The following is a 20,483-nucleotide window of genomic DNA, read 5'->3' on the forward strand; positions in this document are numbered from 1 at the left end:
TTAGGACAATAGCGTACAATTAGTGGGAATGAGAAGATTCTTGGAGGAATAAAGAATGCGCAAGTGGTTAATGAGTCTAATAGCGTTGGCTAGCTTGGCAATTGGTGTCCTAATTAGTTCACCGGCTGTCCATGCTGCAACACCAAACTACACTATAACAACTGATACGACTTTTCCACCGTTTGAATTTCAAACGGATAAAGGAGATTATCGTGGTATTGATATGGATATGTTGAAAGAAATATCAAAACGCGAAAATTTTACCTATAAGCTAAAGCCAATGAGTTTTAATGCAGGGGTACAAGCCGTTCAAGCAGGGCAGGTTGACGGTATCGTTGCGGGTATGTCAATTACTGATGAACGTAAAAAAATGTTCGATTTTGGAACACCATATTATAAAAGTGGTATTGTAATGGCTACTACGGATAAGTCGAAAATTAAAGGCTTGTCTGATTTAAAGGGTAAGACTGTTGCAGCAAAAACGGGTAGTGCGGGAGCTGATTATGCTCGTGAAATATCAAAAAAGTATGGTTTTAAAATAACGTACTTCAATGATTCAAATACTATGTACAATGATGTTGCAATTGGTAATACAGTGGCTGCGTTCGAAGATCAACCTGTTATGGCCTATGCCATTAAACAAGGAACGAAACTAAAAATTGTGACGGATCCAGCTAAAGGAAATTGGTATGGCTTTGGTGTAAAAAAAGGAGCCAATACGGAATTATTAAAGAAATTTAATACAGGCTATGCAGCGATTGTCAAAGATGGTACGTATGATAAAATTGTCAATCGTTATCTAGGTAAAGGTAGCTATAATTACAAAAAAAATGCAGCTGATAAGGTTGAGAAACAAACAACCATTTGGAGTTTGTTTAACGAAAATAAAAGTGCTTTGTTTACTGGGTTAGTTAAGACATTAGAATTGACGTTAGTTGGTATTGTTTTAGCTGGAATTTGGGGAATACTACTGGGTATTCTAGGTGTTATGCCAAGTAAATTTGCTCGTGGTTTATCAACGACGATCATCTATATTTTCCGTGGATTACCTATGCTAGTATTAGCATTCTTTATATACATTGGTATTCCTAACTTAACGGGTCAAAAGATTCCAGCCTTTACAGCAGGCGTTATTACATTAATTTTAAACGAAGGTGCCTATATTGGTGCGTTTGTAAGTGGTGGGTTTAAGTCTGTTGATTCAGGTCAATTAGAAGCAGCACGCTCATTAGGGTTACCATATGGTAAAGCGATGCGTAAGGTTGTTATGCCACAAGGAATTCGCTTAATGATTCCAAGTTTTATCAACCAATTTATTATCACGTTAAAAGATACGTCAATTCTGTCAGCAATTGGTATTATTGAATTGACACAAACGGGTACATTAATTATTGCTCGTAATCTACAAGGATTCCGAGTTTGGTTGATGATTGCTGCGTTGTATCTTATCGTGATTACGTTACTAACGTGGTTATCAAATTGGGTAGAAAAGAGGATCAAATAATGACAGCAATTATTGAAGCGCATGATGTTCATAAAAGTTTTGGTAAAAATGAAGTATTAAAAGGTTTGAACTTAGCTGTCAATGAGGGCGAAGTTGTTGTTATGATTGGTCCTTCTGGTTCTGGTAAATCAACCTTTTTACGTTCACTAAATAAGTTAGAAGAAATTAATAGTGGTCAAATTATTATTGATGGGCATAACATTAGCGAACCTAAAATTAATATCGATAAGGTCCGTGAAAAGGTGGGCATGGTGTTCCAACATTTTAATTTGTTTCCACATTTAACGGTTATGGAAAACATGGTTTTAGCACCAGTCCAATTAGGCAAGATGACTAAATCTGAAGCAATTGATAAAGCTAAAATATTGTTGAAACGTGTTGGCTTGTTGGAAAAAGCAGATGTTAAGCCAGATACACTTTCTGGTGGTCAAAAACAACGTGTTGCCATTGCCCGTGCATTAGCAATGAATCCTGAAATTATGTTGTTTGACGAACCAACATCAGCCCTTGATCCAGAAATGGTCGGGGATGTATTAGATGTTATGAAAGAATTGGCTAAAGAAGGTATGACTATGATTGTGGTGACACATGAAATGGGATTTGCAAAACAAGTGGCAGATCGAGTCGTCTTTTTTGCGGATGGACATATCAAAGAAGAAGGTAAGCCAGTTGAAATATTTGAGAATCCACAAGATGAGCGGACACGTGAGTTTTTGAATAAAGTTTTAAATGCTTAATTGATATAGCAGCTGAAAAGTAAAGTGCCTCATCGTTAGTAGACCTTTTTTGTCTAATAGCGGTGAGACACTTTTATTTTTGTAGATTATTTTAGGTTGTATGGTTTTGAACGACTAAACGGTGCGACTAACGGAGATGATGTGTCAAATAGATTTGGCCAACTAAGTGGATATCGATGTGCAATAAATAGCCATCGGTCTAAAAAGGCGATGATTAACACAAGTAAGTTTTCTTGGTCATGATTTACTAGAGTCACCTTTAATCTGTTATCTGTTAGCGGATACGCATTTGCTAATTGATGGTTAACCATTGATATTTGAAAATGGCGTTTTTCAAGACGACCTAAAACAAACCAGTTAAGTGTATTAATATATAAAAGTTCGTGTCGTTTCAGTGAAATACCAAATGAACCAACTTGTTTATCCTGATTGGATAATATAAAGCGTGGTAAGAGTCCGCCAGAAATTTGCGTAATGGTGGCTAATGGTTCATAAGCGTCATTAAAAATGGTTAATTGGTTATGCCGTTGCCCAATTTGCCCTGAAACAAAATATTTAATTGTTTGGTCATAAGTTGTAACCGTAGTTGTACCGGAGCGTTCTTTGAGCGACTGTGATAAATATAAATGATGCAAAATAAGACCTCCTTATAGTAATAAACAAGGTTTCAACTAACTTAATTTTAACATATCTCTTTTAGACCAGTGGTTAGCCAGTATAATGATAGTAGATAAAATTTATGAGGAGGAAAATTAACATGGCATCATTATTACCAGCAGACTGGGAAAAAGCAATACAACCTGTATTGGGTAGTTCATATTTAGAACGTATCAATTCATTTTTAGATGCCGTTTATAGCAGTGAAATAATTTATCCAAAACGTGAAAATATCTTTGCTGCTTTATCAGTAACGCCGCTAAGTGAAGTGAAGGTCGTTATTCTTGGGCAAGACCCATACCCGAATCCAAACCAAGCGCAGGGGATGAGTTTTTCAGTACCTGCGGGGATGGCATTACCGAAGTCATTAATTAACATTTATAAAGAGTTGGTTGATGATTTAGGTATAGCAGCACCACAAGATGGTGATTTACATCGTTGGGCTAACCAAGGTGTTTTATTGCTAAATACAGTTTTGACGGTACCAGCACACCAGGCAGGTGGTCACACTGGTAAAATTTGGGAACCGTTAACAGATGAAATTATTCGTTTAGTCGCGCAACAAGAAAAACCGACTGTATTTATTTTATGGGGCAAGCAAGCACAAAAGAAACAAACGTTAATAACTGGAGAACAGAATTTAATTTTGCAAGCACCACATCCGAGCCCCTTATCAGCATACCGTGGTTTTTTTGGTTCTAAACCATTTAGTCAGACAAATCAATTTTTGATCACAGCAGGTTGTCCTCCCATTGATTGGGGATAAGAATTTGCTAAAATTGTCCCAGTAGTGAAACGCTTTTAAAACGTTGGTGTATCAACATTTGTGTTATAATAACTGTGTAATACGATAATGAATTATTAATAAAAGAGACGAGGTTTGTCCATCATGGAATTGTTCGAACAATTAGCAGATAAAATTAAAGGGCAAAATAAAACCCTAGTATTTCCAGAAGGTGAAGATCCACGCATTCAAGGTGCTGCAGTACGTTTAGCAGCTGATGGATTGATTAAACCAATTTTATTAGGTCAAAAATCAAGTATCGATGCAACGGCTAAAAAAAATAGTTTTGATTTATCACAAGTTACGATTATTGATATTGCAACTTATCCAAAAGACGATTTTAAAGAAATGGTGCGCGTTTTAGTAGAACGTCGTCATGGTAAGACGGATACAGCAACTGCTAAAAAATGGTTACAAGATCCAAATTACTTTGGAACGATGCTCGTGTATATGAATCTAGCTGATGGTATGGTTTCAGGTGCCAACCACCCCACTGGCGATACTGTTCGTCCAGCTTTGCAAATTATTAAAACTAGCGCTGATGCATCACGTATTTCTGGTGCCTTTGTGATGCAACGAGGTGACGAACGCTATATATTCGCAGATGCTGCTATCAACATTGATATTGATGCGCAAACAATGGCTGAAATTGCTGTGCAGTCTGCTAAAACAGCACGTGTATTTGGCATTGATCCAAAGGTTGCTATGTTGAGCTTTTCAAGTAAAGGATCAGCACGCGCACCACAAGTAGACAAAGTTGTACAAGCAACTGAGCTTGCAAAACAATTAGCACCAAACTTACCAATAGATGGTGAATTACAATTTGATGCTGCATTTGTCCCAGCAGTTGGTCAAGCAAAGGCCCCTGAATCATCAGTTGCAGGTTACGCCAATGTTTTTGTTTTCCCAGACCTACAATCTGGTAACATTGGGTATAAAATCGCGCAACGTTTGGGTGGCTTTGAAGCTATTGGTCCGATTTTACAAGGCTTAGCGCAACCAGTTTCGGACTTGTCACGTGGTGCTAACGAAGAAGATGTCTATAAAGTATCGATTATTACGGCAGCGCAAGCAGTTGCTAATTAAATAAAAAAACAAAGCGTCGTTTAAGTTGATCTTAAAAGTTTTGATAACTTTTAAGCAGGTTTAACAGCGCTTTTTTAATAAACATTTTTCGATAAAGGTAGGTAAAACGGTATGTGTACAAGTATTTTACAGATTGCAAAAGATGGCACACATGTGTTGTCACGTACTATGGATTGGCCTAAACTTGAGAATTCACCAATGTTTGTCCCTAGAAAGTATCGCTGGCATTCATCTTTTAACAGACATTTAATTCAAAATAAATATGCCTTCATTGGTGGGGGTGAATTAAGTAGTAAAAGAACAGATATTGCAGATGGTGTTAATGAATTTGGCTTAAGTGCCCAAAAATTAACTTTCGGTAATGGGGCTAAATTTGTTGATAATATTGATGATGAAAAGGTACAAATCGCACCTTTTGAATTTGTATTCTGGTTACTAGGTAATTTTAAATCGGTTGATGATATGGTTTCTCATATTGATCAAATTCAATTGATGTCTGACCAAAACAGCGTTATTAAATATGGTAATCCAGAATTGCATTATGCAGTTACTGATACAACTGGTGCTATCGTTGTTGTTGAACCGACAACTTGGCCAATGAAAATTGTGGCGAATCCATTAGGGATTGTGACTAATAGTCCATATTTTGATCAACAAATTAAGCAGTTAGAAAAATATGTTGAGTTTAAACCGGAATTTAAAGCAGGCACTATTGGTATCAATGTGCCAAAGGTGACAACAGGGAAACTTTCTGGAAAATCAACCCCACCAGGAGCATATTCACCAGGGGCTCGTTTTTTGAGAGCTGCTTATTTAAAAGAACGAGCTGATCAGCCTAATGATGAGAATGAAGCAATTATAACAAGTTGGCACTTACTTGATAGCGTGACAGTTCCACAAAATTTAAGGCATCAACAAACTTTTTCTGTCTATCGGGCAGCTACTGTATCCGAAAGTCGTAGCTACTATTTTCAATCGTATCATCAGGGAAGTATTACAAAATTGCAATTAACAGATGAAATGCTAACTTTGACAGAGCCAATTATATATGAGGTGCCCGATGAATTATCAGTTAATCAGTTGAATTAATCAATTTTGTAATCAGTATAATCAAGAAAGCTCAGTAGAACTCATTTTTACACGGGCTTTTTTATTGGCAGTCTAGGCTGTTGTTAAGCTGTAATCAAAAGATGAAAAATGGTATACTTTTAATTATGAGAATATTAGTTGAAACAGTGAATGAAACACAAGAATTAGCTGCAAAATTAGCAAAAAATGTCAAAGCAGGAGATACAATTTTATTATCAGGGGATTTGGGAGCTGGTAAAACAACTTTTACGCAAGGCTTTGCGAAAGCATTGGGGATTAAACGACCAGTTAAAAGTCCAACTTTTACGTTAGTGCGTGAATATCAGACAGCACAATTTCCTTTATATCATTTAGATGTTTATCGTTTGGGTGAAGAGGGCAATGCTGAAGACCTAGGGCTATCGGAATATTTTGGTGGTGAAGGAGTTGCGTTGGTTGAATGGTCACAGTATATTAAGCCGGATTTACCTGATGATGTTTTAGAAATTGTTTTTGAACGTGTCCCAAATTATGACACAAAACGTGTTATTACACTGACAGCAAGTGGTGAAAAATCAGTCGCTCTGTTGTCTGAAATGGAGAAATAATGGAAGTTTTTGTTCGTCCAGCTGAACGGCAGGATGCTGTTAATTTAATGCAATTGATTTTTCAACTGCAAGATGAATCAAACACCTTCATTGTTGAACAAGATCCAAATCAAATTGCAGTGCAAGAGGAAGCTGATAATATTGATATTTTACAAACAACTACCAATAATATTATGCTTGTTTCTAAAACAGAGAGTGGCCAATTAGTTGGACTAGCATCTGCAGCCGCTATGCCAGGACAACCAAAAGTTGCTGAAATTGGTGTGGCGGTCATAAACGATTTTCAAGGACATGGATTAGCCCAGGCGATGTTAGCAGAATTACTTGATTGGGCGCAGACATTTAGTACAGTTGAAAAATTACTGCTGACTGTCCAAACTAGTAATGCTGCAGCCATTCATATTTATGAAAAGATAGGGTTTAAACGGGTGACTGGTTCAGAAAAACAGGTTTTGAATAGTGATCATGAAAATGTACCAGCTTTTGATATGACTTTAGTAGTTATAAAGTAATGAGGTGTAAAGATGAATTTTGTAGCAATGGATTTCGAAACGGCTAGCGCGAAACGGGATAGTGCAGTTTCATTGGGATTAGCAGTTGTACGTGATAACCAACTTGTTGATGAATTTTATACGTTGATTAAACCGGATACGGTGTTTGATAGACGAAATACAAGCATTCATGGTATTTCAGAATTAGATGTTATCAATTCACCTGTATTTCCTGAGGTATGGGAACAAATTCAACAGTTTTATACACCCAATCAATTGGTAGTTGCCCATAATGCATCTTTTGATAATAGTGTTTTACGGGCAACACTTGCGCATTATGGTATTGCACAACCACATTATTTATCATTAGACACAGTGCGTACATCACGCAAACTTTACCCACAGTTACCTAATCACAAGTTAAATACAGTTGCCGAAGCATTAGCAATTGATTTACAGCATCATCATAATGCATTGGATGATACGGTTGCTGCTGCAAAAATATTAGTTAAACAAACAGAGGTTTTTGGTGTGGAACCACTAAAACAATTGGTTAAAGTGATTTGATTGAGGGAAAAAAATGAAGACGTTGATTGAAACATTTCCAAAGTATAATATTCAAGCGGATGTTAAATTAGGGAATTATACCAATACTCGTGTTGGTGGGCTAGCAGATTGGTGCTTTTGGCCAAAGACACAAGCAGAATTAAAAGAAGTTGTGCAGTATGCAAATGAACAAAATATTTTGATAACTGTACTGGGAAATGCGTCAAATTTGGTTATTAAAGAAGATGGGTTATCTGGATTAGTCATTTTTTTGACAGAAATGAAACAGATTAACGTATTAGATAATCATATTGTTGTAGAAGCGGGTGCCTGGATTATTGAAACGGCACAAATGGCTTATGAATATGCCCTAACAGGTCTGGAATGGGCTGCGGGAATTCCAGGTTCTGTCGGCGGTGCTGTGTTTATGAACGCAGGTGCTTATGGTGGACAAATTGATCAAGTATTAGAAAGTGCAGATGTGGTGACATCTGATGGTCAACTTAAAACCTATTCAGCAGCAGAGTTAGCATTTGGTTATCGTCACAGTTTAATTCAAGAAACTGGTGATATTATTGTGAGCGCAACTTTTGTCTTAACGCCAGGTAAAAGATCAGCTATTGGCGCACAAATGGCGGATTATAATGAGCGTCGCGCTCAAAAACAACCATTAGAGTTCCCATCATGTGGTTCAGTGTTTAAGCGACCAACCGGATACTTTGCTGGTAAATTAATTATGGATGCTGGTTTACAAGGATACCGAATTGGGGATGCCCAAGTATCAACGAAACATGCAGGTTTTATTGTAAATCGTGGACATGCGACTGGGAGTGACTATGTTAATTTGATTAAACATGTTCAAAAGACTGTTTATCAAACATTTATGGTTGATTTGGAAACTGAAGTTCGAATATTGGGCAGAAAATAGGTATTAAAAAAGGAGAGTGCGTATGGCGTTACTACAAACCGTTGTAGGCCTGACATTTTTAGTTGTGTTAGGTAATGTGTTAGGTTATTTCTTTAAAAAAATTCCGGTTAGTTTATTTCAAATTGCTTTAGGCTTATTAGTGGCTATTTTTTTAAATGTTAAAATTGAACTTGATACAGAATGGTTTTTGCTTTTATTTATTGCGCCTTTGCTTTATTCAGATGCATGGCGTTTTCCTAAGAAAGAGTTATGGGAATTAAGAGGACCAATTTTTGGTAATGCTATCTTGTTGGTCTTTATTACAACGATTGTTGGTGGTTTTTTAATTTATTGGATGGTACCAGAATTGCCATTGCCGGTTGCTTTAGCAATTGCAGCTATTTTGTCACCAACTGATCCAGTAGCTGTATCTGCAATTGCATCCCAAGCAAAATTGCCACCGTCAATTATGCACTTGGTAGCTGGTGAAAGTTTAATTAATGATGCTAGTGGTCTTGTTGGCTTTAAATTTGCTGTTGCAGCTGCAACAGCTGGTACATTTTCTTTGTGGCAAGCAACAGGTGAGTTTTTCTATGTTTCAATTATGGGTACCTTAGTTGGTGCGCTAATGGGATTTATACTTAACGCGATTGGCGATTGGTTATCTTCGCACGGGAATAATGATGTTTCTTTAAGAGTTGTTCTCCAATTATTTACACCATTTTTGGTATATATTTTAGCCGAAGAAATTAATGCATCTGGTGTTATTGCAGTAGTTGTTGCAGCCATTATCTTAAATATTCATACAAAGCATGATGTGGACTATACTGGTGAATTACACGTTGTTGGTATTAACACTTGGAATGTTTTTGGTTATTTATTAAATGGGTACATATTTGTTATATTAGGAATTGAATTCCCCTTGGCTACACATTTGAGTGCAGCTATTTCGCTACCAATGGCATTGTTTTATTCAGTTGTGACTTGGCTAATTATTTTTGGTATCCGTGTGATTTGGACCTATGTAACGCAATGGGTTCGCCTCAAAAACCATAAAAATGAAACAGCTTCATGGCGAGTTGCCATAACATCTGGTTTGACTGGTGTTCGTGGAGCTGTTACTATGGCCGGTGTGTTATCTGTTCCGTTGGTGACAGATAGTGGGGCACCTTTCCCACAGCGAGCATTGATGTTATTCATTGCAGCTATTACGATTATATTATCTTTGATTATGGCGATTGTTTTACTACCCATTGTTGGTGGTGAAAAAAAGACACAGGTACCACCAGGAGCGACTAAGGCGAAAGCAAAAGTTGCTCAGCATATGTCGGAACCTAGAGCACGTGTCTACGTATTACAATCGGCTGTTCGTGAGATAGAAGCTCGTCGTCGAGAGTCTAATCAAGCGGTTGTTTATGATATTATTCGGCGTTATCAAAGCCAGATTAGGCAATTACAATTGCAATTTATGAAAGCTGATAAAATGAGTCCGATTTTAGATGCTGAAATGACGCTACGAGAATTTGCATTAGAAACAGAACGAGGTGCAGTGCAAAGATTATTAGTAGATGAACGCATTTCACCTTTAGTGTTTGCGAGTGAGGGTCGTCGTATTGATCGAGCTGAATCAGAATTAGATGATTTGGTCACGCATGATCGTGGTAAACGAACGTGGCGTCAAATTCGGCGTTTTTTCACTGGATTTGGTCGTATGGTTCGAGTCTGGTTAAGTGATGATTCTTCAGATAAATTGTTATCAGAATATCAATTAGCTCGCCATGAGGCATCAAAGGAAGCAATTGCTGCTATTTCAAAATATATCAGTACCGATGAAGCGCAAAGTTCACATCTTGATCAAACTGCAGCGTATAATTTAATTATTATGTATCGTGCGCAAATTGAACGTGAACGGCATGGGCAATCGAGCGTGAAAAATGCTGAAGCACTTAAAATGGAACTAGAATTAATCGGGTTAAATGCGCAGCGTGAAGCAGTACAACATTTGACGGAAGCTCATTTTATATCTGGGACAACTAGTTTGAACATTCGTCAAAATATTAACTTTACTGAAGCAGGTATGTTGACCAATTTGGAAGAGTAGGAGTTAAGATGAATTTTGATATTGAGACCCTGTTAAAAAGTATAAGTATTGTCCGTATTATTGATGTGCTCATCGTTTGGTGGGTATTATATCGATTAATGATGTTAATTCGCGGAACCAAGGCTATAACTTTGTTGCGCGGTGTGGCAATTGTTATTATTGTTAAAATTATCAGTTGGTATTTTGGTCTAGCCACAATCTCATGGTTAACAGATCAAGTTATTAACTGGGGAGTTATTGCTTTAGTTATTGTATTTCAACCTGAGATTCGTCGAGGATTAGAACATCTAGGTCGTTCTGGGTTATTTAGACAAAAGCAAGCCTATCAATCGGAAATGCGTTTGGTAAATGAGTTAGATGATGCCATTCAATATATGTCAAAACGTCGGATAGGTGCGTTGATTTCAATTGAAATGGAAACAGGTTTAGAAGAATATATTGAAACAGGTATTCCAATTGATGCGGAAATATCTAGTCAATTATTAATTAATACGTTTATTCCAAATACTCCTTTACATGACGGTGCAGTGATACTAAAAGATAGTCGTTTAGCAACTGCTGCAGCTTATTTACCATTATCAGATAGTGCGACAATTCCTAAAGAATTAGGAACTCGTCATCGTGCTTCTGTGGGAATTTCTGAAGTAACGGATGCATTAACGATTGTTGTTTCTGAAGAAACAGGTGCAGTATCAATTACAAGAAATGCAGAATTGATGCAATCGTTGTCACGTGAAGATTATCGTAAGTATCTTACCCGTCAATTAGTGACTTCAGATGAAGGAACTAATAAGTCATGGTGGGCGCAAGTGCAATCTTTTTTAAAGCGAGGAGATAAGTGATATGAAATGGCATACTGATAAAATAGTATATGGCCTTTTGACTTTAGCTGTTGCTGTCTTTATGTCCGCTTATACTGACTCACAAGCGTCATCTAATCGACGGACGGATAATCAAACAGAAGGTTTTGCAAACATTAGCAAAATCGCATCATCTAAAACTGATAAAGTAACGGTACCAATTCAATTCACGGGAATTAATACAGATGATTATTACATTAGTGGTGCACCAGATAACGTTGAAGTTAGCATTAGTGGGCCAGCAGCATTAGTTACGGCAGCTAAAAACACAAAGAATTTTCAGGTGGCAGCTAATTTAAAAAATTTGTCTGATGGGACACATACAGTAACACTAAAAGTGGTTGGGTTGAATAAGGATTTAACTTATAAAATAAAACAATCTAAAGTAACTTTAACAATCTATAAGCGTACATCATCTTATTATTCAGTGAAGACAAACTATAATAAAGAAGCAATCGCTGATGGTTATACTGTAGGCACAGTGACGAGTTCAGTTAATAATGTACAAATCATGGGACGGCAAAATGCCATTGATGCTGTAGACAGTGTCGTGGCAAATGTGCAGTTAGAACGTGATACAAAAAAGACAACGAAACAAAAAGTCACTTTGCAAGCGGTTGATGTTAATAACAATCCCGTTGATGTTGCTGTGTCACCACAAGATACCACTGTAAAAATCCCGATAGAGAAGGGAAATGGTACAAAACAAGTGCCGTTAGATTTAAAAACAAAAAATGGTAATGCTGCTGAATTTACATTATCTGGTTCAGTAAACGAAGTTGCTGTAAAAGGCAATGTTGATGTGTTAAATAAGTTAAAGAGCGTGCAAGCGGTTGTTGATTTATCAAACATTACAGCAGAAAGTGAACAAGAAGTGACAGTTAAGGTACCAGATGGTGCTGAAAGCGTAGACCCAAAGACAGTATCAGTAGTTGTTACACCTAAGGAGTAAGAAAGTTATGGTTGAATTACATTATTTTGGAACAGATGGCGTACGCGGGATTGCTAATGAAGAATTGACACCTGAATTGGCATTTCGATTAGGTCGTATGGGTGGCGCTGTATTAACACGGCATGCCGTTGATCATCGACCACGTGTATTAGTAGGACGTGATACGCGTATGTCAGGCCAAATGTTGGAATATGCACTAATTGCAGGTTTATTATCTGTTGGTATTGAAATTCAGCGTTTAGACGTTATTTCAACGCCAGGAGTTGCGTATTTAGTACGTGCCCAAAAAGCTGATGCTGGTGCTCAAATTACAGCATCTCATAATCCAGCTGAAGATAATGGTATTAAATTCTTTGGTTCTGATGGTATGAAACTATCTGATGAACTAGAGGCTGAAATTGAAGCTCTACTAGATGCACCAGAAGATACATTACCTCGTCCAGCAGCAGAGGGTCTCGGATCCGTGTCTGATTTTAAAGAAGGAACTGCTAAATATTTGGAATATTTGCAGACAACTATTCCAAGTAATCTTGATGGTATGAAATTAGCTATTGATGCTGCTAATGGTGCCACATCTGGGTTGGTAGCCAATTTATTTGCTGATATGGGTGCTGATTTTGAAACAATGGGAACTAATCCAGATGGGCTTAACATTAATAAAAATGTTGGTTCAACTCACCCAGAAGCATTGGCCGAATTTGTTTTGGAACATGATGCACAAGTTGGTTTGGCGTTTGACGGTGATGGCGATCGCTTGATTGCAGTAGATGAAAAGGGGCAAATTGTTGATGGTGATCAGATTATGTTCATCGTTGGTAAATTTATGTCAGCTCATGGTCGTCTAAAGCAGGATACAATTGTTACAACTGTTATGTCTAACATTGGAATGTATAAAGCAATGTCGGCTAATGATATGCATTCCGTTAAGACTGCTGTTGGTGATCGTTATGTCGTTGAAGAAATGCTCAAATCTGGTTATAATTTGGGTGGTGAGCAATCTGGACATGTTGTCTTTTTGGATTGGGCAACGACTGGTGATGGCATGTTGACAGCCTTACAATTACTACACGTGATGCAAGAAACTGATAAATCATTGTCAGAATTAGCAGCTGAAATGACCATTTATCCGCAAAAATTAGTCAACGTTAAAGTGCAAGATAAAAAAGAGGCTTTAGCTAATGAAGCCATTAAACAAGTAATTGCCAGCGTTGAAGCTGAAATGGGAGATGAAGGTCGTGTGCTAGTACGTCCTTCTGGGACACAAGATTTGTTGCGAGTAATGGCAGAAGCGCCAACACAAGAGTCTGTTGATGCATATGTTGATCAAATTGTCGCTGTTGTGCAACAAGAGGTTGGTGTTCAATAATGGCAGAAGCCTTTCAAACCTTAGATATTATTGAAGAAATCACACGTAATGATGGTTCAACGTATAAAGAGATTGGTAATTTATTACATAATGGTCAATCAGAATATGCAGTTGAAAAAGGCATGATTAAAAAAGTGCGTATTTTGAAAATCAATATCCCACATTCTGCTAATGTGATGAAATATGAAAAGTTTGTTAATGAAAATTTTGATATTCCAACCAATGTTGCCATTTCTGAGTTTATCGAATGGCAACGTTCACCAGAAATGGATGCATTAGTAGACAAAATTTTAGCAGAAAATAAAGTTAGTTAGTTATAGTTTAAGAGTTAGAAAATTTTGTGATTAGTCTTAATTTTTAGGATAACAAAAATTTTCTAGCTCTTTTTATATTGCTTTTTTAACCGTTCTAAATGGAAATTTGGTATTATAAAGGGATAAGCTATTTAGTGAAAGGCTGGTTGGTCATGAATATTGGGTTATTTACAGATACATATGCACCACAAGTTTCAGGAGTTGTCACGTCGATTCAAACGTTACGTCAACAATTGATTGCACGTGGTCATCGTGTATATATATTTACATCTACAGATCCAAATGTGCCAAGGGATGTTTTAGAACCAGATGTTTATCGGTTCCCAAGCTTACCTTTTATTGGATTTAAAGATCGACGATTGTCATATCGAGGTGGAATTCAGGCCATACAGTTGGCAAAAAAACTACAATTAGATATTGTACACACGCAAACTGAGTTCTCGTTGGGATTAATTGGTAAATTAGTTGCACGGCAATTAAAAATACCAGCAGTACACACGTTCCACACAAACTATGAAGATTATTTGCATTATGTTGCTAACGGTAAAATTATTAGACCTGCAAGTGTAGCTGTGATAGCACGCAGTTTTATGGCAGGAATGACCGGTGTTATCGCACCGTCTAAACAAACGTATGATACTTTGACAAAGTACAAAGTATCAGCACCAATTGAAATTATTCCAACTGGTGTTAACGTCAAACACGCTGAGTCAGAAGACACAAGTAGTCAACTGCGACAAAAATTAGGCATATCATCGGAGACGCCAGTTGTTTTATCGTTAGGACGAATTGCTTTTGAAAAAAATATTGATACGGCACTAGAAATTTTTGCTGAAGTATTAATGAAAGTTCCTGATGCTATCTTTTTGATTGTTGGTGGTGGGCCAGCGATGGCAGCATTAAAAGATCATGTGCGCTCTTTAGAAATCTCAGATAATGTCATTTTTACTGGAGAAGTGGATCATGATGAGGTATATGGCTATTACAGATTAGCTGATGTTTTTTTGTCAGCTTCGATTTCTGAAACGCAAGGGTTAACTTTTATTGAAGCTATGACAGCTAATACACCGGTTGTTGCAATACGTAGTCCGTATTTGGAAACAGTTGTGATCGATGATAATATTGGTGCCTTAGCTGATGATAGTTACGAACTATTAGAACCAGTTGTTAATTATTTGATGGCGAAAAAAACACATCGTATAATTGGTCAGCCATCGATTCGTGAAAAGGTATTATATGATATAGATGCGGTAACATTTGGACAACGTGTATTAGATTGTTACTCTGAGGCATTGGTTGTCTACCATGAAGAGGAGGATATGGAAGAAGTAACTAGTAATGATTTAGAATATGCAAAATCATTTTTAACTAAGACGCCTTTCCATAAAGAAGGAAAATGATTCGAATTACAATGTTTTCTGCTGCGGAGACAGTTCCCGGTCAGGGAGTTGGATCAGCTTATCGAGAACTCGTGAATTTATTAACTGAAAAGTTTCCAAATAAATTTGAGTTGAAATTTAACAGCTTAGCGAGGTCGGATATTAGTCATTATCATACGATTAATTTGGGCTTTTTCTTAAATACTTTCTTACCTGGTCGTGGTGTTAAGGTTGGATATGTGCATTTTATTCCAGAAACGCTTGAAGATTCAATTAAGTTATGGTGGCCTTTTAAAAAGATTTTTTATTGGTACATGATGACGTTTTATAAGCGAATGGATCAAATTGTAGTTGTAAACCCAGTTTTTATTGATAAACTAGTTGCACTAGGTGTGAAGCGGGAAAAAATAACATTTATTCCAAATTTTGTTTCAAAAAAAGTGTTCTTTAAGCAGCCAACCTCGCAAAAAACGGACTTACGACGGAAACTTAATTTACCTGAGCAAGACTTTATTGTGTTAGGGGTTGGCCAAGTTCAAGTTCGCAAAGGTGTGCTTGATTTTATTCAGCTAGCAAAAGACAATCCTGATTGGACTTTTGTTTGGGTTGGTGGTTTTTCATTTGGAACAATTACAGCTGGGTATGATCAATTAAAAAAAGTAATTGATAATCCACCAAAGAACTTAATTTTTCCTGGTATTGTTGATCGCTCATTTATGAATGATTATTATAATGCAGCAGATGTCTTTTTATTACCAAGTTACACGGAATTATTTCCAATGTCAGCATTGGAAGCTTTTAGTACAGGAACGCCGACTATTTTGCGAGATTTAGAGTTATATCAAGCAATTATTGCAGGATATTACTTACCAGCTTATGACCGACAAGCTATGCAAAGTCAGTTAGATAAGCTCGCAAAAGATGATGAGTTACGACAACAAGTTAGTCAGCAGTCGCTGTCAGCATCAGAATATTATTCTGCTGAGCGTGTTTCTAAGATATGGGAAGCTTACTATACAGCGCAAGTTCAATATAAAGATGATGAGGTAAATTAATGACAAGGCGAAATAGCATTGTGTTCGTTTTGATGATGATTGCTGGTGTCGGAATATTTTATTGGTCATTTAAAAGTGTTAGTATGAAGCAATTAGTTCATGATTTAGGTAATGCTAATTGGTGGTGGCTATTAGTAGCAGTATTAGCGATGGTAGTTTATCTATTGATTGAATCAGTAGTCGTTAAAATTTTTGTAGATGATTCACATGGAAAATTGTCATGGCCAAATGCGGTGCGCATACCATTAGTTGAACAGTTTGGTAATGGTATTACACCATTTGCCGCTGGTGGCCAACCAATGCAACTAATAACTTTAATTCAGGCAGGTGTTGATCCAGGTCGTGCAGGTTCAATTCTATTAATGAAATTTGTTGTTTATCAAGCGATGATTGTTGTAAATTTTTTCATAGCCATGATTGTTGGTTATGAGTTTATTGCTGATAAATTAAAAGCATGGGCATGGTTCTTAGTGTTAGGATTTTTAGTTCATTTCATTGTTATTGTTGGTTTGCTATTGGTTATGTATTGGCCAAGTCTAACAAGAACATTGGTTAAAATTGGTTTTAAACCAGTACAATGGATTAAACCTGATAAGGTGACTGAATGGCAATCCTTGGTCAATGAAAAAATTGATAACTTTCATTCAGAAAGTGTCCGAATGAGCCACGATTGGTTAGTTTTGATAAAAACAATTATGTTGACTTTGGTGCAATTATTAGTTTATTATCTAATTCCGTATTTCATATTATTAGCCTTAGGGGCGGAACATGTTAACATTATTTTGGTAATGTCGTTACATGTGCTAATTGTGATGGTTATTTCACTATTTCCAATTCCAGGTGGTACAGGAGGAGCTGAGATTGGCTTTTCAATGATTTTTTCAACGTTCTTGCCTAATGCAGGGTTGTTGGTTTGCGCTATGGTTTTATGGCGGATCATTACCTACTATTTGGGGATGTTTGCAGGAATTATTGCTTTTAACGTCAAGACAAAATAACGGAGTTAAACAAATGCCAATAGAAAATAATTTAGATAAAATAGTTCATCGTATTAATGCGATGGTGCAGGATCGTCAAAAAACGCTACAAAAACGTGATTTTGGTATTTTTGGTGTGTCGGTCGTGACTGTTTTATATGATTCAGAGTCAGGTATGTTTGCGTTGGAAATTAACCAAGAAAAACGTAAGCGTTTTGCCTTTGATGATGTTGATTTATTAGCTATTGATGTCTATGAAGCGTTGTCAGAATTTAAGGAAACCTTTTAAGGTTGGCAATAGTTTATGGTCTTTTTAATATGACACTTGTTTAATTGTTAAATTGGATACTAAATTTTTAAAATTAAATGGCTGCTTAGCAGTTAAAACAGTTTGGAGAGAATATAATGCAACGAGTTATGCTAGCCATAAAAAAGAAGTGGCCTGATTTTAATGCCACTGTTGGCTTTTTCTTGTTATCTGTATTTTTGGTATGGATCAAAACTTATTGGGCCTATAAAACAAGTTTTTCTTTAGGCGTTAAAGGAACGCTACAAGAATTTATTTTAATTTTAAATCCATTACCAACAGCAATAATCCTTTTAAGTATTGCTTTGTACTTTAGAGGTAAAGTAGCCTATTGGTTAATGATTTTAATTAATTTAATACAATCAATATGGCTTTTTGCTAATATGTTGTATTATCGTGAGTTTTCAGATTTCCTATCTTTAAATATTATTAATTCTGGTGGCTCAGTAGAAAATAATTTAGGTAAATCAATTGCTGAAATCATTAGTCCGTTTGATTTTTTGGTGTTTTTAGACATCATTATTCTAATATTGTTGGTTTTATTCAAACGCATTAAATATGATAAGGTAATTGTACAGAAGCGCTTTGCAGCACTAACAACATTGTTTGGTATTGTTTTAATGTTAGTTGGTTATGGTATATCAAGTAAAGATCGTTCAGGGCTATTGACACGAACTTTTGATAATAACTACATTGTTAAGTATCTGGGACTTAATGAATATGCTGCTTATAATATGTTCAAAACTAAGCAGACGGCTGATGTTAAAAAAGATGCTGATGCGCAAGATTTAAATAAAATCAAAAACTATCTAAAAGATAATCAAGCTTTACAAAATGCCGCTTACTTTGGTAAGGAAAAAGGCAAAAATGTTATTATGTTCCACTTAGAGTCATTCCAACAATTTTTAATTGATTACAAAGTGGACGGGGTGGAAGTAACACCTAACTTAAATAAGTTCTATCATGATCAAAACACATTATCATTTGATAATTTTTATAATCAAGTTGGTCAAGGTAAAACAGCTGATGCTGAAATGATGTTAGAGACTGGCTTATTTGGAACAGCTTCAGGATCAGCAATGGTTAATTATGGTACATCAAATACGTATCAAGCAGTTCCTGCTATTTTAGATCAGCAAGGGTACACCACAGCAGCTTTGCATGGGGATGTTGCTTCATTTTGGAATCGTGACAATACCTATAAATCATGGGGATACGATTATTTCTTTAGCAAGCCATACTTTAAAAATGCAGATAATGCTAATTACAATATTGGTTATGGTATGAAGGATAAGATATTTTTGAAGGATTCCGCAAAGTATCTAGAACAGTTACCACAACCGTTCTATTCAAAGATTATTACGGTTACAAATCATTACCCTTATGATTTGGATAAGCAAAATATTTCTATCGCTAAAACGAAGACTAGCGATAAGACTGTTGATGGTTATGTACAAACAGCGCGTTATTTGGACCAATCATTTGCTGAATTCTTAAACTGGATGAAGAAGTCGGGCTTATATGATAATTCAGTTATTGCGTTGTATGGTGATCATTATGGTATTTCTGAAAATCATAAGGCTGCTATCGCCAAGTTAACTGGAAAGAAGAGCACAACTAATTTTGATTTAGCAAACTGGCAAAAAGTGCCATTTATGGTACATGCGCCAGGGTTAAAGGGTGGTGTTAATCATACGTATGGTGGTGAGATTGATGTCATGCCAACTATTTTGCACTTGTTGGGAAAATCAACGCAAGATAATATCCAGTTTGGACAAGATTTACTAAGTCCAAATCGACGTCAAATTGTTCCATTTAGAAATGGTGACTGGGTATCAGCTGAGTATATGAAGTATGGTGGTGATTATTATGTTACAACCACGGGTACAAAGATTAAACCAAAGGAAGATCCAAGAGCTAAAGAGATTATTGATCAGACTCAATCATATGTGGATAAAATGTTAACTTATTCTGATGACGTGCAAACGGGTGACTTACTACGATTCTATAAGCCAAAGGATTTTAAGAAGGTTAATATCAAAGACTATTCTTATCAGCGGGCTAAAGGAATGAGTTTGTTGCAAAAGATGAATAAGGAACATAAAACATCAATTAAAGCACAACATGATAATAAATCAACATTAAAGGACTATGTGACAGATGCGCCAGAATTAGGTGGTGAGCCACAAACTATTCAAGAGGTTTCTTCATCATCAGAGTTGTCTAAAACAGATGAAAATAACGGTGAGGATGATGGTGCAAATGTAACGCCCACAACTGATATTCAACAATAATTAAGTTAATAGTCGTTATTTAAAAATCCCATTGGCACACTACAAAATTACTTTTGTGGTGCGCTGATGGGATTTTATTGCGCTTTAAACACGCAATTATTCGAGCATATTGGTTATAAAAACGTTCGTTAAAATTAAAATAAAACAAGTAGTTGACGAACGTTGATTTCTACGGTATATTATATAAGCAGTCGAAAAACTGTGAGAAATTATATAAGAAATTGGTAAAAATAAGTTGTTGACTTTCAAAATCAGTTCTGTATAATAGATTAAGTTGTCAGCGAGACAACAACGTTGATCATTGAAAACTGAATATCGTTTCGATAGAACAAATGTGTAGGATCTTCAAGCATTAAGCTTGAAACAAAAAACATTTGCGAAGTCAATTCGCTAATAAATTCGTTTAACTTCTGTTAAACAATTAAAACAACAAAATTGAGTTATACTCAAACTTTTAAAATGAGAGTTTGATCCTGGCTCAGGATGAACG

General features: G+C 36.3%; 20 protein-coding genes. 19 read left to right on the forward strand and 1 reads right to left on the reverse strand.

The window, feature by feature from the left end; translation table 11 throughout:
• The first annotated feature begins 55 nt into the window (after nucleotides 1-55).
• Both G7Y65_RS07870 and G7Y65_RS07875 read left to right on the forward strand, forming a co-directional pair.
• Nucleotides 56-1,504 carry an amino acid ABC transporter substrate-binding protein/permease gene (locus G7Y65_RS07870; RefSeq protein WP_042493742.1) on the forward strand — a complete coding sequence of 483 codons (1,449 nt, stop codon included), beginning with the start codon at nucleotides 56-58 and terminating at the stop codon, nucleotides 1,502-1,504.
• Nucleotides 1,504-2,241: an amino acid ABC transporter ATP-binding protein gene (locus G7Y65_RS07875; protein ID WP_042493744.1), complete on the forward strand. Its 738-nt coding sequence runs from the start codon at nucleotides 1,504-1,506 to the stop codon at nucleotides 2,239-2,241. The genes G7Y65_RS07870 and G7Y65_RS07875 overlap by 1 nt, the downstream gene beginning before the upstream one ends.
• An 86-nt stretch (nucleotides 2,242-2,327) precedes the next feature.
• On the opposite strand, the gene G7Y65_RS07880 is transcribed toward G7Y65_RS07875, so the two are convergent.
• Nucleotides 2,328-2,876 carry an LURP-one-related/scramblase family protein gene (locus G7Y65_RS07880; RefSeq protein WP_137600806.1) on the reverse strand — a complete coding sequence of 183 codons (549 nt, stop codon included), beginning with the start codon at nucleotides 2,874-2,876 and terminating at the stop codon, nucleotides 2,328-2,330.
• Nucleotides 2,877-2,998: 122 nt separating this feature from the next.
• On the opposite strand from G7Y65_RS07880, the gene G7Y65_RS07885 reads away from it, so the two are divergent.
• From G7Y65_RS07885 to G7Y65_RS07965, 17 genes are all read left to right on the forward strand, one after another.
• Nucleotides 2,999-3,664 carry a uracil-DNA glycosylase gene (locus G7Y65_RS07885; RefSeq protein ID WP_081839324.1) on the forward strand — a complete coding sequence of 222 codons (666 nt, stop codon included), beginning with the start codon at nucleotides 2,999-3,001 and terminating at the stop codon, nucleotides 3,662-3,664.
• Between the two features lie 123 nt (nucleotides 3,665-3,787).
• Nucleotides 3,788-4,768 carry a phosphate acetyltransferase gene (gene pta, locus G7Y65_RS07890; RefSeq protein ID WP_042493746.1) on the forward strand — a complete coding sequence of 327 codons (981 nt, stop codon included), beginning with the start codon at nucleotides 3,788-3,790 and terminating at the stop codon, nucleotides 4,766-4,768.
• Between the two features lie 111 nt (nucleotides 4,769-4,879).
• A complete protein-coding gene (locus G7Y65_RS07895) occupies nucleotides 4,880-5,857 on the forward strand; it encodes a linear amide C-N hydrolase (RefSeq protein ID WP_042493749.1) in 978 nt (325 codons plus the stop codon).
• Between the two features lie 125 nt (nucleotides 5,858-5,982).
• A complete protein-coding gene (gene tsaE, locus G7Y65_RS07900; protein ID WP_042493783.1) occupies nucleotides 5,983-6,444 on the forward strand; it encodes a tRNA (adenosine(37)-N6)-threonylcarbamoyltransferase complex ATPase subunit type 1 TsaE in 462 nt (153 codons plus the stop codon).
• The gene (locus G7Y65_RS07905; protein ID WP_137600807.1) at nucleotides 6,444-6,956 is read left to right on the forward strand and encodes a GNAT family N-acetyltransferase; all 513 of its coding nucleotides are present in this window, start codon (nucleotides 6,444-6,446) and stop codon (nucleotides 6,954-6,956) included. The genes tsaE and G7Y65_RS07905 overlap by 1 nt, the downstream gene beginning before the upstream one ends.
• A gap of 12 nt (nucleotides 6,957-6,968) precedes the next feature.
• Complete coding sequence (locus tag G7Y65_RS07910) at nucleotides 6,969-7,502, forward strand: 3'-5' exonuclease (protein ID WP_137600808.1); 534 nt, start codon at nucleotides 6,969-6,971, stop codon at nucleotides 7,500-7,502.
• Nucleotides 7,503-7,515: 13 nt separating this feature from the next.
• On the forward strand, nucleotides 7,516-8,409 hold the full coding sequence (murB, locus tag G7Y65_RS07915; RefSeq protein ID WP_137600809.1) for a UDP-N-acetylmuramate dehydrogenase: 894 nt from the start codon (nucleotides 7,516-7,518) through the stop codon (nucleotides 8,407-8,409).
• 22 nt (nucleotides 8,410-8,431) lie between these two features.
• Nucleotides 8,432-10,489 (forward strand): Na+/H+ antiporter, encoded by a 2,058-nt coding sequence (locus tag G7Y65_RS07920; protein ID WP_042493756.1) that lies wholly within the window; start codon nucleotides 8,432-8,434, stop codon nucleotides 10,487-10,489.
• Nucleotides 10,490-10,497: 8 nt separating this feature from the next.
• Nucleotides 10,498-11,331 carry a diadenylate cyclase CdaA gene (gene cdaA, locus G7Y65_RS07925; protein WP_137600811.1) on the forward strand — a complete coding sequence of 278 codons (834 nt, stop codon included), beginning with the start codon at nucleotides 10,498-10,500 and terminating at the stop codon, nucleotides 11,329-11,331.
• A 1-nt stretch (nucleotide 11,332) separates the two neighbouring features.
• On the forward strand, nucleotides 11,333-12,301 hold the full coding sequence (locus G7Y65_RS07930; RefSeq protein ID WP_042493760.1) for a CdaR family protein: 969 nt from the start codon (nucleotides 11,333-11,335) through the stop codon (nucleotides 12,299-12,301).
• A 7-nt stretch (nucleotides 12,302-12,308) separates the two neighbouring features.
• On the forward strand, nucleotides 12,309-13,667 hold the full coding sequence (gene glmM, locus G7Y65_RS07935; RefSeq protein ID WP_042493762.1) for a phosphoglucosamine mutase: 1,359 nt from the start codon (nucleotides 12,309-12,311) through the stop codon (nucleotides 13,665-13,667).
• Nucleotides 13,667-13,981 carry a hypothetical protein gene (locus tag G7Y65_RS07940; RefSeq protein WP_042493763.1) on the forward strand — a complete coding sequence of 105 codons (315 nt, stop codon included), beginning with the start codon at nucleotides 13,667-13,669 and terminating at the stop codon, nucleotides 13,979-13,981. Before glmM ends, G7Y65_RS07940 begins: the two co-directional genes overlap by 1 nt.
• 152 nt (nucleotides 13,982-14,133) lie before the next feature.
• Complete coding sequence (locus tag G7Y65_RS07945) at nucleotides 14,134-15,381, forward strand: glycosyltransferase family 4 protein (RefSeq protein WP_165314779.1); 1,248 nt, start codon at nucleotides 14,134-14,136, stop codon at nucleotides 15,379-15,381.
• Complete coding sequence (locus G7Y65_RS07950; protein ID WP_042493765.1) at nucleotides 15,378-16,415, forward strand: glycosyltransferase family 4 protein; 1,038 nt, start codon at nucleotides 15,378-15,380, stop codon at nucleotides 16,413-16,415. Before G7Y65_RS07945 ends, G7Y65_RS07950 begins: the two co-directional genes overlap by 4 nt.
• On the forward strand, nucleotides 16,415-17,413 hold the full coding sequence (locus G7Y65_RS07955; protein WP_165314780.1) for a lysylphosphatidylglycerol synthase transmembrane domain-containing protein: 999 nt from the start codon (nucleotides 16,415-16,417) through the stop codon (nucleotides 17,411-17,413). The genes G7Y65_RS07950 and G7Y65_RS07955 overlap by 1 nt, the downstream gene beginning before the upstream one ends.
• Nucleotides 17,414-17,426: 13 nt before the next feature.
• Complete coding sequence (locus G7Y65_RS07960) at nucleotides 17,427-17,681, forward strand: DUF1797 family protein (protein ID WP_042493767.1); 255 nt, start codon at nucleotides 17,427-17,429, stop codon at nucleotides 17,679-17,681.
• A 116-nt stretch (nucleotides 17,682-17,797) separates the two neighbouring features.
• Nucleotides 17,798-19,993 carry an LTA synthase family protein gene (locus G7Y65_RS07965; RefSeq protein WP_165314781.1) on the forward strand — a complete coding sequence of 732 codons (2,196 nt, stop codon included), beginning with the start codon at nucleotides 17,798-17,800 and terminating at the stop codon, nucleotides 19,991-19,993.
• The last annotated feature ends 490 nt before the right edge of the window (nucleotides 19,994-20,483 follow it).

The organism is Weissella sagaensis (assembly GCF_010306265.1).
Classification (GTDB): Bacteria; Bacillota; Bacilli; order Lactobacillales; family Lactobacillaceae; genus Weissella; species Weissella sagaensis.

Bases quoted from the DNA above. Each gene is read 5' to 3' on its own strand.
- G7Y65_RS07870 (WP_042493742.1), top strand. From the start codon at position 56: ATGCGCAAGTGGTTAATGAGTCTAATAGCGTTGGCTAGCTTGGCAATT.
- G7Y65_RS07875 (WP_042493744.1), top strand. From the start codon at position 1,504: ATGACAGCAATTATTGAAGCGCATGATGTTCATAAAAGTTTTGGTAAA.
- G7Y65_RS07885 (WP_081839324.1), top strand. From the start codon at position 2,999: ATGGCATCATTATTACCAGCAGACTGGGAAAAAGCAATACAACCTGTA.
- pta (WP_042493746.1), top strand. From the start codon at position 3,788: ATGGAATTGTTCGAACAATTAGCAGATAAAATTAAAGGGCAAAATAAA.
- G7Y65_RS07895 (WP_042493749.1), top strand. From the start codon at position 4,880: ATGTGTACAAGTATTTTACAGATTGCAAAAGATGGCACACATGTGTTG.
- tsaE (WP_042493783.1), top strand. From the start codon at position 5,983: ATGAGAATATTAGTTGAAACAGTGAATGAAACACAAGAATTAGCTGCA.
- G7Y65_RS07905 (WP_137600807.1), top strand. From the start codon at position 6,444: ATGGAAGTTTTTGTTCGTCCAGCTGAACGGCAGGATGCTGTTAATTTA.
- G7Y65_RS07910 (WP_137600808.1), top strand. From the start codon at position 6,969: ATGAATTTTGTAGCAATGGATTTCGAAACGGCTAGCGCGAAACGGGAT.
- murB (WP_137600809.1), top strand. From the start codon at position 7,516: ATGAAGACGTTGATTGAAACATTTCCAAAGTATAATATTCAAGCGGAT.
- G7Y65_RS07920 (WP_042493756.1), top strand. From the start codon at position 8,432: ATGGCGTTACTACAAACCGTTGTAGGCCTGACATTTTTAGTTGTGTTA.
- cdaA (WP_137600811.1), top strand. From the start codon at position 10,498: ATGAATTTTGATATTGAGACCCTGTTAAAAAGTATAAGTATTGTCCGT.
- G7Y65_RS07930 (WP_042493760.1), top strand. From the start codon at position 11,333: ATGAAATGGCATACTGATAAAATAGTATATGGCCTTTTGACTTTAGCT.
- glmM (WP_042493762.1), top strand. From the start codon at position 12,309: ATGGTTGAATTACATTATTTTGGAACAGATGGCGTACGCGGGATTGCT.
- G7Y65_RS07940 (WP_042493763.1), top strand. From the start codon at position 13,667: ATGGCAGAAGCCTTTCAAACCTTAGATATTATTGAAGAAATCACACGT.
- G7Y65_RS07945 (WP_165314779.1), top strand. From the start codon at position 14,134: ATGAATATTGGGTTATTTACAGATACATATGCACCACAAGTTTCAGGA.
- G7Y65_RS07950 (WP_042493765.1), top strand. From the start codon at position 15,378: ATGATTCGAATTACAATGTTTTCTGCTGCGGAGACAGTTCCCGGTCAG.
- G7Y65_RS07955 (WP_165314780.1), top strand. From the start codon at position 16,415: ATGACAAGGCGAAATAGCATTGTGTTCGTTTTGATGATGATTGCTGGT.
- G7Y65_RS07960 (WP_042493767.1), top strand. From the start codon at position 17,427: ATGCCAATAGAAAATAATTTAGATAAAATAGTTCATCGTATTAATGCG.
- G7Y65_RS07965 (WP_165314781.1), top strand. From the start codon at position 17,798: ATGCAACGAGTTATGCTAGCCATAAAAAAGAAGTGGCCTGATTTTAAT.